This is a genomic window from Tenacibaculum sp. nBUS_03 (assembly GCF_051201695.1).
In the GTDB taxonomy this organism is placed as follows: domain Bacteria; phylum Bacteroidota; class Bacteroidia; order Flavobacteriales; family Flavobacteriaceae; genus Polaribacter.
Map to the genome: position 1 here is coordinate 1,824,251 of NZ_CP179214.1, position 13,524 is coordinate 1,837,774.

14 protein-coding genes are annotated in these 13,524 nt (G+C 31.7%); 13 read left to right on the forward strand and 1 reads right to left on the reverse strand.

Translation table 11 applies throughout. The features are described 5' to 3' along the window. Positions 1–366: 366 nt before the first annotated feature. The 13 genes from ACMFBB_RS08570 to ACMFBB_RS08630 all read left to right on the forward strand — a co-directional run bounded on the left by ACMFBB_RS08570 (position 367) and on the right by ACMFBB_RS08630 (position 13,060). Entirely contained in the window at positions 367–828 is a 462-nt protein-coding gene (locus tag ACMFBB_RS08570) for a MarR family winged helix-turn-helix transcriptional regulator (RefSeq protein ID WP_435263991.1), read from the forward strand. 14 nt (positions 829–842) lie between these two features. Next, the gene (locus ACMFBB_RS08575) at positions 843–3,248 is read left to right on the forward strand and encodes a 3-hydroxyacyl-CoA dehydrogenase NAD-binding domain-containing protein (protein WP_435263992.1); all 2,406 of its coding nucleotides are present in this window, start codon (positions 843–845) and stop codon (positions 3,246–3,248) included. Between the two features lie 5 nt (positions 3,249–3,253). Further along, positions 3,254–4,444: an acetyl-CoA C-acyltransferase gene (locus ACMFBB_RS08580; protein WP_435263993.1), complete on the forward strand. Its 1,191-nt coding sequence runs from the start codon at positions 3,254–3,256 to the stop codon at positions 4,442–4,444. A gap of 19 nt (positions 4,445–4,463) precedes the next feature. Further along, a complete protein-coding gene (locus ACMFBB_RS08585) occupies positions 4,464–6,260 on the forward strand; it encodes an acyl-CoA dehydrogenase family protein (RefSeq protein ID WP_435263994.1) in 1,797 nt (598 codons plus the stop codon). A 414-nt stretch (positions 6,261–6,674) separates the two neighbouring features. Next, positions 6,675–7,475 carry a hypothetical protein gene (locus ACMFBB_RS08590; protein WP_435263995.1) on the forward strand — a complete coding sequence of 267 codons (801 nt, stop codon included), beginning with the start codon at positions 6,675–6,677 and terminating at the stop codon, positions 7,473–7,475. 31 nt (positions 7,476–7,506) lie between these two features. After that, the gene (locus ACMFBB_RS08595; protein WP_435263996.1) at positions 7,507–7,755 is read left to right on the forward strand and encodes a hypothetical protein; all 249 of its coding nucleotides are present in this window, start codon (positions 7,507–7,509) and stop codon (positions 7,753–7,755) included. A 52-nt stretch (positions 7,756–7,807) separates the two neighbouring features. After that, positions 7,808–8,356: a hypothetical protein gene (locus tag ACMFBB_RS08600; RefSeq protein WP_435263997.1), complete on the forward strand. Its 549-nt coding sequence runs from the start codon at positions 7,808–7,810 to the stop codon at positions 8,354–8,356. Positions 8,357–8,358: 2 nt separating this feature from the next. After that, positions 8,359–8,631 carry a hypothetical protein gene (locus ACMFBB_RS08605; protein WP_435263998.1) on the forward strand — a complete coding sequence of 91 codons (273 nt, stop codon included), beginning with the start codon at positions 8,359–8,361 and terminating at the stop codon, positions 8,629–8,631. Between the two features lie 12 nt (positions 8,632–8,643). Next, positions 8,644–9,108: a hypothetical protein gene (locus ACMFBB_RS08610; RefSeq protein ID WP_435263999.1), complete on the forward strand. Its 465-nt coding sequence runs from the start codon at positions 8,644–8,646 to the stop codon at positions 9,106–9,108. 31 nt (positions 9,109–9,139) lie between these two features. Continuing rightward, a complete protein-coding gene (locus ACMFBB_RS08615) occupies positions 9,140–9,772 on the forward strand; it encodes a hypothetical protein (protein ID WP_435264000.1) in 633 nt (210 codons plus the stop codon). 8 nt (positions 9,773–9,780) lie between these two features. Further along, entirely contained in the window at positions 9,781–10,908 is a 1,128-nt protein-coding gene (locus ACMFBB_RS08620) for a hypothetical protein (RefSeq protein ID WP_435264001.1), read from the forward strand. A gap of 493 nt (positions 10,909–11,401) precedes the next feature. Continuing rightward, the gene (locus ACMFBB_RS08625; protein ID WP_435264002.1) at positions 11,402–12,109 is read left to right on the forward strand and encodes a hypothetical protein; all 708 of its coding nucleotides are present in this window, start codon (positions 11,402–11,404) and stop codon (positions 12,107–12,109) included. 102 nt (positions 12,110–12,211) lie between these two features. Next, a complete protein-coding gene (locus ACMFBB_RS08630; RefSeq protein ID WP_435264003.1) occupies positions 12,212–13,060 on the forward strand; it encodes a rhomboid family intramembrane serine protease in 849 nt (282 codons plus the stop codon). 2 nt (positions 13,061–13,062) lie between these two features. Here the strand turns inward: ACMFBB_RS08630 and ACMFBB_RS08635 are convergent, their stop codons facing one another. After that, positions 13,063–13,515, reverse strand: a complete 453-nt coding sequence (locus ACMFBB_RS08635; protein ID WP_435264004.1) for an Lrp/AsnC family transcriptional regulator — start codon at positions 13,513–13,515, stop codon at positions 13,063–13,065. Between the last annotated feature and the right edge of the window lie 9 nt (positions 13,516–13,524).

The following is a 13,524-nucleotide window of genomic DNA, read 5'->3' on the forward strand; positions in this document are numbered from 1 at the left end:
ATGTTTAAACAAACTTACATATTTTTTACATTTAATTAGTACACTCTAATCTTCATTTGTTACAAAGAAGACAAAAAAATTATTACTTTTTAATATTAAAAAATCACTTTTACTACTTCATTAAAATTTTAATTATGAAACTATTATAATATAAACCTTTATTTAATAAACATCGACTCATCATTTCTAAATAATTATCATGAAAAAGTAAATTATTTTCTAAGGTAATTTTCAATACACATTCCTTCAGCAAAAATTTACTTACTTAACAATTTCCTCATTTTTCATTAAAAAAATACTATGCATGCATAATTTCTTTGCCATTTACTATGCATGCATAATATTTTTTTATATATTTGACCCAGTATGGAAAAAAACAAATCAATAGATCATCAGTTAAGAGCCACCTGGCAAGCTGTTGCAAAAATGTATAATGAACAAGCTGCTAAACATAATAGCACAATGGCTACAGCTTTTGTTTTACTTAATATTGATTTCGAAGACGGAACACCTTCAACCGCTCTTGGTCCTTTAATGGGTATGGAACCTACAAGTCTTTCTCGTTTATTAAAAACCATGGAAGATAAAGGGGCTATTTTTAGAGAAAAGAATCCAAATGATGGAAGAAGCGTAATTATTAAACTTACCGATTATGGTAAAGAAATGCGTGAAATATCTAAAGGACATGTATATCAATTTAATAATGAAGTAAGGAAACATATTACCGATGAGGAGTTAGAAAACTTCTTTAAAGTAACAAAAACTATAAATCAGCTCATTACTGACAAAATGATTTATGGTGACGATATAAATAAACAAGCTGTATAAAACAATTAAAACTAATGACAAGAAGAATTAAAAAAGTGGCGATTATAGGTTCTGGAATCATGGGATCTGGTATTGCGTGTCATTTTGCTAATATTGGCGTTGAAGTATTATTATTAGATATAGTTCCTAGAGAACTTAATGACAAAGAAAAAGCAAAAGGATTAACTTTAGAAGATAAAGCTGTACGTAACCGTTTGGTTAATGATGCACTAACTGCTTCTTTAAAATCAAAACCATCTCCTATTTACAGTAAAAAATTTGCAGATCGAATTACCACTGGTAACATTGATGATGATTTACATAAAATTAAAGATGTAGATTGGATAATGGAAGTTGTTGTTGAGCGCTTAGACATAAAACAAAGTGTTTTTGAACAAGTTGAAAAGCATCGTACTCCTGGTACAATTATTTCTTCAAATACTTCAGGGATTCCTATCAAATTTATGAATGAAGGAAGAAGTGAAGATTTTCAAAAACATTTTGCAGTAACTCACTTTTTTAACCCTCCGCGTTATTTAAAATTATTTGAAGTTGTACCTGAACCAAACTGTAAACAAGAAGTTACAGATTTCTTAATGGATTATGGTTCTAAATTTTTAGGAAAAACTTCTGTTTTAGCAAAAGACACCCCTGCTTTTATTGGAAATAGAATTGGAATTTTCGGAATTCAATCTTTATTTCATCAAGTAAAAGAATTAGGGTTAACTATTGAAGAAGTTGATAAATTAACAGGTCCAGTGATTGGACGTCCAAAATCAGCTACTTTTAGAACTGTTGATGTTGTGGGGCTTGATACCTTAGTACATGTTGCTAACGGTATTTATGAAAATTGTCCGAATGATGAGGCTCATGATTTATTTAAGCTTCCTGATTTCATCAACACAATGATGGAAAACAAATGGTTAGGTAGTAAAACCAAACAAGGTTTCTATAAAAAATCAGTAAATGCTGAAGGAAAAAAAGAAATTTTGTCATTAGATTTAGATACGATGGAATATCGTTCTAAAAAACGTGCCAAATTTGCTACTTTAGAATTAACAAAAACCATTGATAAACCAATAGATCGTTTTAAAGTATTGGTTGATGGAAAAGATAAGGCTGGTGAATTTTACCGTAAGAATTTTGCAGCAATGTTTGCATATGTTCAAAATAGAATTCCAGAAATATCTGATGAATTATACAAGATTGACGATGCTATGAAAGCTGGTTTCGGATGGGAGAATGGTCCTTTCGAGATTTGGGATGCTATAGGAGTAGAAAAAGGTATCGAATTAATGAAAGCTGAAGGTAAAGAACCTGCTGCTTGGGTTGTTGAAATGTTAGCTAAAGGTTCATCTTCTTTTTATTCAGTTAAAGAAGGAGCAACTTATTACTATGATGTTACTGCAAAAGCTCAAACCAAAAAACCTGGTCAAGATTCATTTATCATCTTAGATAATATTCGTAAAACGAATGAAGTATTTAAAAACTCAGGAGTTGTTATTGAAGATATAGGAGATGGTATTTTAAATTGTGAATTCCAATCTAAAATGAACACCATAGGTGGAGATGTTTTAGCAGGATTGAACAAAGCAATTGATTTAGCAGAAAAGGACTTTCAAGGTTTAGTAGTGGGTAATCAAGCTGCAAACTTCTCAGTAGGTGCTAACATAGGAATGATTTTTATGATGGCAGTTGAACAAGAATATGATGAATTAAATATGGCTATCAAGTATTTCCAAGATACAATGATGCGAATGCGTTATTCATCAATTCCTACAATTTCTGCACCTCACGGTATGGCTTTAGGAGGCGGATGTGAACTATCATTACACGCTGACAAAGTAGTTGCCGCTGCTGAAACGTATATGGGGTTAGTTGAATTTGGAGTTGGTGTAATCCCTGGTGGGGGTGGTTCTAAAGAAATGGCCCTAAGAGCATCTGATACTTTCAGAAAAGGAGATGTTCAATTAAATGTACTTCAAGAATATTTCTTAACCATTGGTATGGCAAAAGTATCTACTTCTGCTTATGAAGCTTTTGATTTAGGTTTATTACAACAAGGAAAAGATGTAGTGGTTGTAAACAAAGAACGTCAAATTGCGCAGGCTAAGAAGCATGCTGTTTTATTAGCCGAAGCCGGATATACTCAACCTGTAAGACGTGAAGATGTCTTAGTTTTAGGTAAACAAGCTTTAGGTGCATTTATGGTTGCCACCGATTCAATGCAAGCCAGTAAATTTATTTCTGAGCATGACCAAAAGATTGCCAATAAATTAGCTTATGTAATGGCAGGTGGAGATTTATCAGAACCAACAAAAGTTTCTGAGCAATACTTATTAAACATAGAGCGTGAAGCGTTCTTAAGTTTATGTACAGAGCGCAAAACGTTAGAGCGTATTCAGCACATGTTAAAAACTGGTAAACCATTAAGAAACTAAGAAAAATGAAAACAGCATATATAGTAAAAGGATATAGAACCGCCGTAGGAAAATCGAAAAGAGGCGCGTTCAGATTTAAAAGAGCTGATGAGTTAGCTGCTGAAACTATCGAATATATGATGGAGCAGTTACCTGAGTTCGATAAAAAACGTATTGATGATGTAATTGTAGGAAATGCAATGCCAGAAGGTTCACAAGGATTGAACATGGCCCGTTTAATTTCTTTGATGGGTTTAAAAACTGAAGATGTTCCTGGAGTTACTGTTAACCGTTTTTGTTCGTCAGGATTGGAAACAATTGGTATGGCAGTTGCAAAAATTCAATCTGGAATGGCTGAATGTGTTATTGCAGGTGGAGCAGAAAGCATGAGTTCAGTTCCAATGACAGGGTTTAAACCTGAATTAAACTACGATACAGTTGCTGCCGGCCATGCTGATTATTACTGGGGTATGGGTAACACTGCTGAAGAAGTTGCTCAGAAATACAATATCTCTCGTAAAGATCAAGATGAATTTGCTTTAAACTCTCATTTAAAAGCGCTAAAAGCTCAAGAAGAAAATCGTTTTCAAGATCAAATTGTGCCTATAGAAGTTGAAGAAACTTATATAGATGCTAAAGGAAAAAGAGCTACAAGAAAATATACTGTAACCAAAGACGAAGGACCTCGTAAAGGTTCAAACATTGCTGGTTTAGAACGTTTGCGTCCGGTATTTGCTACTAATGGTAGCGTAACTGCTGGTAACTCTTCTCAAACTAGTGATGGTGCTGCTTTTGTTATGGTAATGAGCGAGGAAATGGTTAAGGAATTAAACCTAAAACCAATTGCCCGTATGGTAAGTTATGCTGCTGCTGGTGTTCCTCCTAGAATTATGGGTATTGGACCTGTTGCTGCTATTCCAAAAGCATTAAAACAAGCAGGATTAAAACAAGAAGATATTAGTTTAATTGAATTAAACGAAGCTTTTGCTTCTCAATCATTAGCTGTAATTCGTGAATTAGGATTAAATACAGAAATCATTAATGTTAATGGTGGTGCAATTGCACTAGGACACCCTTTAGGTTGTACTGGAGCTAAATTATCAGTTCAATTATTTGATGAAATGCGTAAGCGTAATATGCAAGGAAAATACGGAATGGTAACCATGTGCGTAGGAACTGGACAAGGTGCTGCTGGTATTTTTGAATTCTTAAACTAAAAAACAAAAACAAAACAAAATGTCAGATTTATTAAGAGGTGGGCAATTCCTAGTAAAAGAAACTAATTGCGAAGATATATTTACTCCTGAAGATTTTTCTGAGGAGCAAAGAATGATGAAAGAAGCCGTTATGGAATTTAACGACCGTGAAATCATTCCACATAAAACTCGTTTTGAAGCTAAAGATTATGCTTTAACTGAAGAAACAATGCGTAAAGCAGGTGAATTAGGTTTCTTAGGAGTATCTGTTCCTGAAGCCTATGGAGGTTTAGGAATGGGCTTTGTTTCTACAATGCTTACATGTGACTATATTTCCAGTGGAACTGGATCTTTTAGTACTGCTTTTGGTGCACATACTGGTATTGGTACTATGCCTATTACCTTATACGGTACTGAAGAGCAAAAACAAAAATTTGTACCTGCATTAGCAATGGGTGAACGTTTTGGTGCATACTGTTTAACAGAACCTGGTGCTGGATCAGATGCAAATTCTGGAAAAACCACTGCTGAATTAACAGAAGACGGTAAAAACTATAAAATTAACGGTCAAAAAATGTGGATTTCAAATGCAGGTTTTGCTGAGATTTTTATCGTTTTTGCTCGTATTGGTGATGATAAAAACATTACTGGTTTTATATTAGAATATGATAAAAACAACCCTAATGGTGTAACATTAGGTGAAGAAGAGCATAAATTAGGTATTCGTGCATCTTCTACGCGTCAAGTATTTTTTAATGATACTTTAGTACCAGTTGAAAATATGTTATCTGTTCGTGGTGGTGGATTCAAAATTGCCATGAATGCTTTGAATGTCGGACGTATTAAATTAGCTGCTGCTTGTTTAGACTCTCAACGTAGAATTATAACTGAGGGAGTAAAATATGCTAACGAACGTAAGCAATTTAAAACTCCTATTGCTGAGTTTGGGGCTATAAAATCTAAGTTAGCTGAAATGGCTACAAACGCTTATGTAGGTGAATCTGCATCATACAGAGCTGCTAAAAACATTGAAGATAGAATTGCTATTCGCGAATCTGAAGGAAATACTCATCAAGAAGCTGAATTAAAAGGTGTTGAAGAATATGCCATAGAATGTTCTATCTTAAAAGTGGCTGTTTCTGAAGACGTACAAAATTGTGCTGACGAAGGAATCCAAATTTTTGGAGGAATGGGATTCTCTGAAGAAACTCCAATGGAGTCAGCTTGGAGAGATGCTCGTATTGCTCGTATTTATGAAGGAACTAATGAAATTAACAGATTACTTTCTGTTGGAATGCTAGTTAAAAAAGCAATGAAAGGTCATGTAGATCTATTAAACCCTGCTATGGCTGTTGGTGAAGAACTATTAGGTATCCCTTCATTCGATACTCCAGATTACTCTGAGTTATTTGCTGAAGAGAAAGAGATTATTGGTAAATTAAAGAAAGTATTCTTAATGGTTGCAGGTGCTGCCATCCAAAAATTTGGACCTGAACTAGAGCAACATCAACAATTATTGACAGCTGCTTCAAATATTTTAATTGAAACATATATGGCAGAGTCTGCTATTTTGAGAACTGAGAAAAACGTAAAACGTTCTGGTGAAGCTTCTCAGAAAGAGCAGATAGCTATGACTCAATTGTATTTATATAATGCTGTTGATATTATTACCAAAAATGCTAAAGAAGGAATTATTTCTTTTGCAGAAGGTGATGAGCAACGTATGATGTTAATGGGATTAAAGCGTTTTACAAAATACGCTAACTACCCTAACATTGTTGAATTACGTAATACAATCGCAGAAAAATTAAAAGCAGAAAATAAGTACTGCTTCTAAAAATATTTGCTCAAAAGAGCATAAAAATCTTCTTTAACTTTCATAGGTTTTAGAATTTAGTTGTTTGTTTAAAAGATCGTTAAATTAGTTTTTGACGGTCTTTTTATTTTCCTATCTTATACATACTAAAACTATTACCTCTTCAGCTCTATCAGTCAACTTCATTTAGAGCGAGAAAATTAATACCCCTTATTTTATTTTGAACATAAAAATAGTTGGAGGATTACAGCTAATTTTCAAGATTAAAATATCTAATTACACTAATATTTAAAATTCTTGTTTCACCAACCATCATAAAACATTAAAAAACAATGTTTTAAGTTTATTTCAATATTTCTTGTGACAAAAGTCACCAACTTACAATCTTAAACAGCTCTAATTTTGCTCTATAAATCACACACAAATAAAAAATTTATGGGAGCAATTAGAAATGCCATCAAAAGCTTTGATGGAACAGCTGAAGCGAAACAAGAAATGGAAACACAACTAGATAACATGACGGCTTTAGCAAATGCTAAGGCTGATTATTTTGATCTAGCACTAAGACAGGAACTAGCAAATGCAGGAAGCGGATCCAGTAAAGACATTCCAGTAAGTTTTATTATCGGTTCTACAAGACAAACACATGCTTATGCAACATCGAGTATGGATGCTATTGCAACAACTATAACAGAAGCAATAGGCGATTTTATAAGAGGAGGAAATGAAAATGTACTTAAAGGAGTTGGTTCTTTAATGACCAAAGGTATACAAACACTATTTGCAAGTAAAGAGGGTGGTGAAAATGAAAATCATTTTCTTTCTGTTTTCGCTGAAGGACGTGCTTTAGTACGTTTAGATTTAAAAGCTTGGAAACGTTATACAAACATAAAGAGTATATCAAATTCTGCAGAACAAATCAGTGCTTTTGTCATGGTAAAATCAACTATTGATGCTTCTGCATTAGATTACAATACTTTTATCCAATTATATCAAAATAATTTATTTGAAAAAGCTACCGGTTTTACCTCACAAGAAATAGAACAACAATTAGATGATATTCAACAGATATATCAAAGATTTAAGGAAAACCAAGTAAAAAGCCAAGCACCAAGAACAACTTTTAGTAGAACAAATGCCGGCGACACCAATGGAAGCATAGCACTACCGTCTTCCGAAGAAATTCAGCGTTCTCTAGAAAACATCAAAGCAAAAGAAGCGCTATTACACTGGTAAGCTAAGTTAAAATCAAAAAGAAAAGAAAGAAATGAGTAATAAGAAAATTCAATTCATATTCAGTCTATTATTCCTGGTAGGCTATATCACACTATTGATAATCATACTAACTGTAGAAATCAGTGACTCTGTTAATATGGAGAAAGGAGAAAACTCTTTAATGGGAGAAGTAAAAATTCTATTAGGTGTTTTAACTGGCGCTGTTGGGCAGATTTTAAACTTTTGGTTCAATTCAAACACCAATAACGACAGTAATTCCTTAACACAAGCTAATATATAATTCGATTAGTAAAAGCATGAGAAAAACAACAATTTTATACGCATGTCTAATAATGATCTTATCCAGTTCATGCGTTTCGATTCCCAAATCTTCTGTACAATTATCAGAAGAAATCAGAAAAGAAACTGAGGAAATGCATAAACTAAACATAACGCTTGTGCAACAACTTTTTGAAGAACGTAGAAATACCATCAACAACTTTATCCATAATAAATATGTACCTAAAGTAGTAGATAACTATCGTAAACTGCTTCCAGAAGAACTCGATTATAAAGAGCAATTACCTTCCGTAATAAAAAATATCATTCCGGTAATACTTCGAAAGAAAGACTCTTTACAATCGCTACTGGAAAATCAACAAAATCAAATTATTGGTAATTTAAATGCAAACTACGAAGACTATAACAGAGCATCATATGTATTGCATGACCTAATTACTTCTGCTTCCAAACTAGAAGCAGAAAAAAGAAAAACAATGCAGTCTATACAAAATTTGACCGGTCAAGAAATAGATGTAGATAAAATCGAAAAATCAATAGTTAATTTTCATCATACTATAGAACAAAATCTAAAGGTAATTGATACCTCAAAAAAACAATAATTATGGATGATATAAACTGGGATGATTTGGCAAATAAAGCATCTTCTATAACAGAAGTGGATCTGCAAAAAGACCTAAATGACTTAACGAATTTTTCCACTAAGGACCTCGACTTAATTATAAAAGAAAGTGCTATTAGTACACAAAATGCCTATTCAATTATGGAGGAGTTAAAAGATGCCACCCGATCCAATAATGAAAAGATACAAGCCATATCTAAAATAAATAATGGTGTAAACTTTCTTATGAAACTCGTTTCGAAAATCACACAATAAATAATAAATAATATGAACATATTAGAACAAATGCAAGCTCAAAAAAATGAAAACCTTATAAAATTATGGAGGGTTTGTGATCAAACTGAAGCCGAAGCCACAGTTAAAATGGAGTTAGCCGGTGGAAAAACTGTAGACTTAAAACAAAAACAACCTACAGAAGAATCTGTAATTGAACAAGTTGGGAACAACGAGGGTGTAGTAGGTGCTTCTGGAGGAAGTTCAGAAAGCGATAAGCTAGAAAAGTTAAAAAAGATTCTAGAAGCAAAAAATAAAGGGAATATACAAATACACGGAAATACAAAAGAACGAACCGTAGTCGAATATTCTACAGAACCTGCAAGACAATTTAAAGGAACTTTAGTAGAAATAATGGTGAATAGAACTTTTTCTAAAAAAGGGAGTAACCTTAACTTTGAAAAGGGTATCATTCTTCAAGTAGGGACTCCTCTTCACAGCGCTAAAATTGTACAGTAATAAAAATTTAAATTAATAAAAGAGATAGAAAGTGGATAACTTTACTAAAATAAAACAAACAAACATTATCCAACGAAAATATAATCTAGTGGATAATTCTGAAAACAATAATGCAAGTATGGCAAATTATAACCTTGCTTTACAAGCTATGGATAATGCTTTCAGACAAAAAAAAATTGATTACAAACTTCAAGGGAGTATGGCTCAAGCCATGCATGGTAGTATTGTTTCACAATTACCTGAAGATTTTGATATACTCGTAACAAGTCCAAAAAACAGTCATGATGAATTAGTTAATTCAGGAGAATTTTCATCAATACTAAAAGGAATAGTTGTAGCCAAGGTTGAACATAAGGAAACTAAAGTTTTAATTGATTTGCAACAAATAGAGGACTTTGGAATGCAAGGAGCAAAAAACGAACTTATCAATGGAATTTCTGTTCTTAATTTATATGAAGTATTGAAAAGCCTATTACTAAGACCTAGTAAAAGACCAAAAGATGAAATTGCTTTTAATTCATTAACGGTACAAAGAGAAAATGACTTAACTACAGAGGAAAAAGAAGACTTGGCAAAAACGGCTCAAGCTCCAAATTGGGAGCAGTTTAAAATATTTTTAGACGAACAATACCTAATAAAAAAATTAAAAACATACTTAAAATAAATACAGTTATGGGCAAAGAACAAGAAAAGTGGAATAAAATAAATAAATATCTATCCATTTCGGAGAAATATTCAATTACTAACCCAATTAATAAAGTTCAAAATTTTAACACTACTTCCTATCCAGAAGCTGCAAAAAAATATATCGAACAATTTAAAATAATAAGTGTTAAAGAGTTTGATGATAAAGTTTCTGAGATAGCTAAAAAAATTATTGAAATTGGAGAATATAGCTGTATTGTATCAGAAATTGGAAAGAGTAATTTTTGGTTAACAGGTAGAGTTCTTTTTGAAGTTAAAAAAAACGGAGGATTACCTCCTAATAGAATAATCTCTCTCCCTGTAAAAGAGAAAGGAGATATGAACCTTAGAAAAGATGGAGAATATGCAAGTATACTTAATAACTCTGGTACTATTTTATTCATTGATGACGGATCATATTCTGGTAACCAACTAGTTAAACTCATAAATAATGTTATTGGTAAAGAAAAGATACCTCATAGTATTGGGTTAATTGCCGCTACAAAAACAGCTATGAATTTAGTAGAAAAAAGAATTGGGCAAAAAGTAAAGGTCATTACCCCGCCTATTCTTATTGATAGTTTCGATAAAGATTTATTAGATAAAGCATACCGAGAACTAAAACTTCCTTTACATCATGATGACGAGAGAAAAAGAGGAGAACCAACTGATGGTAATGCTCTGACAGCTCTTCCTTACAAAGTTCCAGACTATGCTTCTGTAAGGTACACTCTCTTAGTTGGGAGCACCCAGAACCCAGGACCTATTAGAGGTTATACAAAAGGATCTGAACCCTATAAAAGTAAAAGTTTTGTCGAAGAAGTAAATGCAAATGGTGGACTATCAGGTTTAGGTATTGAAAGCAAAGACGACTTGATAAAAACAGGTTTAAACATATCAGGAGTACTTTTAGATAGAATAAATTCTAGCTACACATTAGACGAGTTTCTTTTAAATTTAAATAATGCAATAAAACAAAACAATGCAAAAACATTAAAAGACATAACTCTATCGAAAAAAGATATTGAAATCTTTTTCGATGAATATAAAAATGATGAAGAAACGATGGACTGTGTTGGGGAATTTAAAGATGCCGCAATGAAACATTTTAGTTAATGATAATTATCTTTTTAACCTTAGTACCAAAGTCAAAAGCATCAAAAGAAATAATGATTCTGTAGCTGTTGTTTTAGATGAACATGTAGGAGCTCGTCCTGCTATTGTAAAAAACATGAAATTCGGTAAAAATAGTTAGTTTTTATATTGATTATAAAAAAATAGTTGAATTTTTTCACCCCAAGAAATAGTTCTTGGGGTATATAAAGATGACATAATGAAATATTTTAGTTAATGATAATTATCTTTTTAACCTTAGTATCAAAGCCAAAACACTACTGTTAAAATAACTTTACAATAAACCATATTCTTTTATAAAACACAAAATGTGATTTGAGTTAAACTGTGATTCATAGCAAATTGTGATTTGAATCAAATAAACCTATTTTATTACTTATAATTTTGAGAGCAAAAAAATTAAAAGTCAATAAATATAAAAGAAATGGAGCGCAAAGAAATTAAAAATCAATAAATATAAATAAATACAAAAGAAATGGAACAAAAAGAAGCTGCAAGAGCAGCATCACTTCACACTGTTGGAAATTACAAAGCTCGAAATTCTGTTATTACAACACTTACAAAATACGATTTAATAGAAAAATGTACGGCTAATAGTTGGAATATTTACAGTTTACCTAATCATAAAGAAATTCTTTCCGATTTTAAAATCACTTATGACGCAATAACAAAAAAAACATTGTTAACTGATGAATTAGAAAACACTTGGGACAATTATTTTGACCAAGCATTACCAATTATTAAAGGATTTCAAGTTTTAGGTCTTGGTAACAAAAAGTTAGTAGGATCAACCGTTAATCGGGGAGATTCAGAAGGCGTTGTTAAAGCAATGGGCTTACAAGAAGACTTAAATAAATTAAATGATGGAACAACAACCCCTGTTAATTGGACTACAAAATTTCTTGGAGTAGCTTCAACCAATCAAGGGGACGAAGCTGGTAAAAACCAATATGCCGTTAATGCTGCCATTATATGGATATTAAAAATAGGTGAGAATCATCATGGTTTTGATTTTATGGAAATAGTTGGAGAAGGTTATCAAGGCGAAGCAGAAATAACATTTCCTATGGGAGTTAAAGTAAAAATCACCTCAGTTAAAACACATATTAGTGACTTACAAGCAACTTTGCGTCCAAATGGATGTAAAAAAGCTAAATACACAATTTATGGTGAAATTTTTTAATTAAAAAATTCATTATTAGTACACATATTTTAAAAGATCGTTAGATATACTAACGATCTTTTTCTTTACTATTGCATTACCAAAATCATACATTTTTAAGTTATGGCTGAAATAGGACCTATTGGAGTACTCATAATTATTATAAATTTCATTTCTTCTTATAAAGGTTTTAATGATTGGCAGTTTTTTAATCAATTCAAGTTCCAAATTGGAGATATCTTGATCAAAAAAGATTATAAACGACTAATAACCTCTGGCTTCTTGCATGTAGATTGGACGCATCTTTTATTCAATATGTTCAGTTTCTATTCTTTTGGAGCAAATTTGGAGCATCAATTAGGTTCTTTTTATTTTGCCTTGGTATATTTTATCAGTTTACTTTCAGGAAACCTATTTGCTTTATTAATTCATAAAAACCATAATAAATATAGTGCTGTAGGAGCTTCTGGAGCTGTTTGCGGTATTATTTTTGCCTCAATAGCTTTATTTCCCAATATAGGAATGGGTATTTTGTTTTTACCATTATCAATCCCTGGTTGGTTATTTGGCCTTTTATACATTAGCTATACAATTTATGGAATTAAAGCTAATAATGACAATATAGGACATGAAGCTCATCTAGGTGGAGCAGTAATAGGAATGCTTACTGCAATTATTATTAAACCTAGTTCACTAATTCAAAACTACATTCCTATTTTACTTTCTCTTGTACCTACTTTAATTTTTATCTTTTTTGTGCTAACTAAACCACATTTATTATTCGTTGATAATCCTTTTAAAACTCAAAAAAAACAACAAACTAAAGATGATCAATACAACGAAGAAAGAGCCCTAAATAAAAAAGAATTTAATCTTTTACTTGAAAAAATCCATAAAAAAGGAATTGACAAACTAACCGCTAAAGAGAGAAAAAAATTAGATGAATATTCTAAAATAAACAGCAAAGAATAACTTTATAAATCAAATACTGTAGTATTTTTAAAAGAATTCATCACAAATGAGCTCTGAATCGTTGAAATACCTTCAAATACAGAAAGCCTGTCATTAATTAACCCTTGAAAGTGATTCATATCATTTACCGCTATTTTTAATAAGAAATCAAAATTACCAGACACATGGTGGCATTCCATTACTTCCGGAAGACGCAGAATATTTTCCTTAAAAGAATCTATCAATTCTTTTTGATGCTTAAATAATGTTATTTGACAATACGCAATTATTTGTTTACCTATCAAGTTTCTATCTAATAAAGCTACGTATTTTTTTACATAACCGTTTTGCTCTAGCTTTTTTATTCTTTCATAAGTTGGTGTTACTGTTAAACCAATTTTTGTTGCTATCTCTTTTGTATTTTGTTTCGCATTTTCTTGTAAATGCATTAGTATTTCTTTGTCTATTTTATCCATAAAAGAACT

Excerpts from the sequence above, each read along its gene's own strand:
- ACMFBB_RS08570 (WP_435263991.1), top strand. The coding sequence starts at position 367 with ATGGAAAAAAACAAATCAATAGATCATCAGTTAAGAGCCACCTGGCAA.
- ACMFBB_RS08575 (WP_435263992.1), top strand. The coding sequence starts at position 843 with ATGACAAGAAGAATTAAAAAAGTGGCGATTATAGGTTCTGGAATCATG.
- ACMFBB_RS08580 (WP_435263993.1), top strand. The coding sequence starts at position 3,254 with ATGAAAACAGCATATATAGTAAAAGGATATAGAACCGCCGTAGGAAAA.
- ACMFBB_RS08585 (WP_435263994.1), top strand. The coding sequence starts at position 4,464 with ATGTCAGATTTATTAAGAGGTGGGCAATTCCTAGTAAAAGAAACTAAT.
- ACMFBB_RS08590 (WP_435263995.1), top strand. The coding sequence starts at position 6,675 with ATGGGAGCAATTAGAAATGCCATCAAAAGCTTTGATGGAACAGCTGAA.
- ACMFBB_RS08595 (WP_435263996.1), top strand. The coding sequence starts at position 7,507 with ATGAGTAATAAGAAAATTCAATTCATATTCAGTCTATTATTCCTGGTA.
- ACMFBB_RS08600 (WP_435263997.1), top strand. The coding sequence starts at position 7,808 with ATGATCTTATCCAGTTCATGCGTTTCGATTCCCAAATCTTCTGTACAA.
- ACMFBB_RS08605 (WP_435263998.1), top strand. The coding sequence starts at position 8,359 with ATGGATGATATAAACTGGGATGATTTGGCAAATAAAGCATCTTCTATA.
- ACMFBB_RS08610 (WP_435263999.1), top strand. The coding sequence starts at position 8,644 with ATGAACATATTAGAACAAATGCAAGCTCAAAAAAATGAAAACCTTATA.
- ACMFBB_RS08620 (WP_435264001.1), top strand. The coding sequence starts at position 9,781 with ATGGGCAAAGAACAAGAAAAGTGGAATAAAATAAATAAATATCTATCC.
- ACMFBB_RS08625 (WP_435264002.1), top strand. The coding sequence starts at position 11,402 with ATGGAACAAAAAGAAGCTGCAAGAGCAGCATCACTTCACACTGTTGGA.
- ACMFBB_RS08630 (WP_435264003.1), top strand. The coding sequence starts at position 12,212 with ATGGCTGAAATAGGACCTATTGGAGTACTCATAATTATTATAAATTTC.
- ACMFBB_RS08635 (WP_435264004.1), bottom strand. The coding sequence starts at position 13,515 with ATGGATAAAATAGACAAAGAAATACTAATGCATTTACAAGAAAATGCG.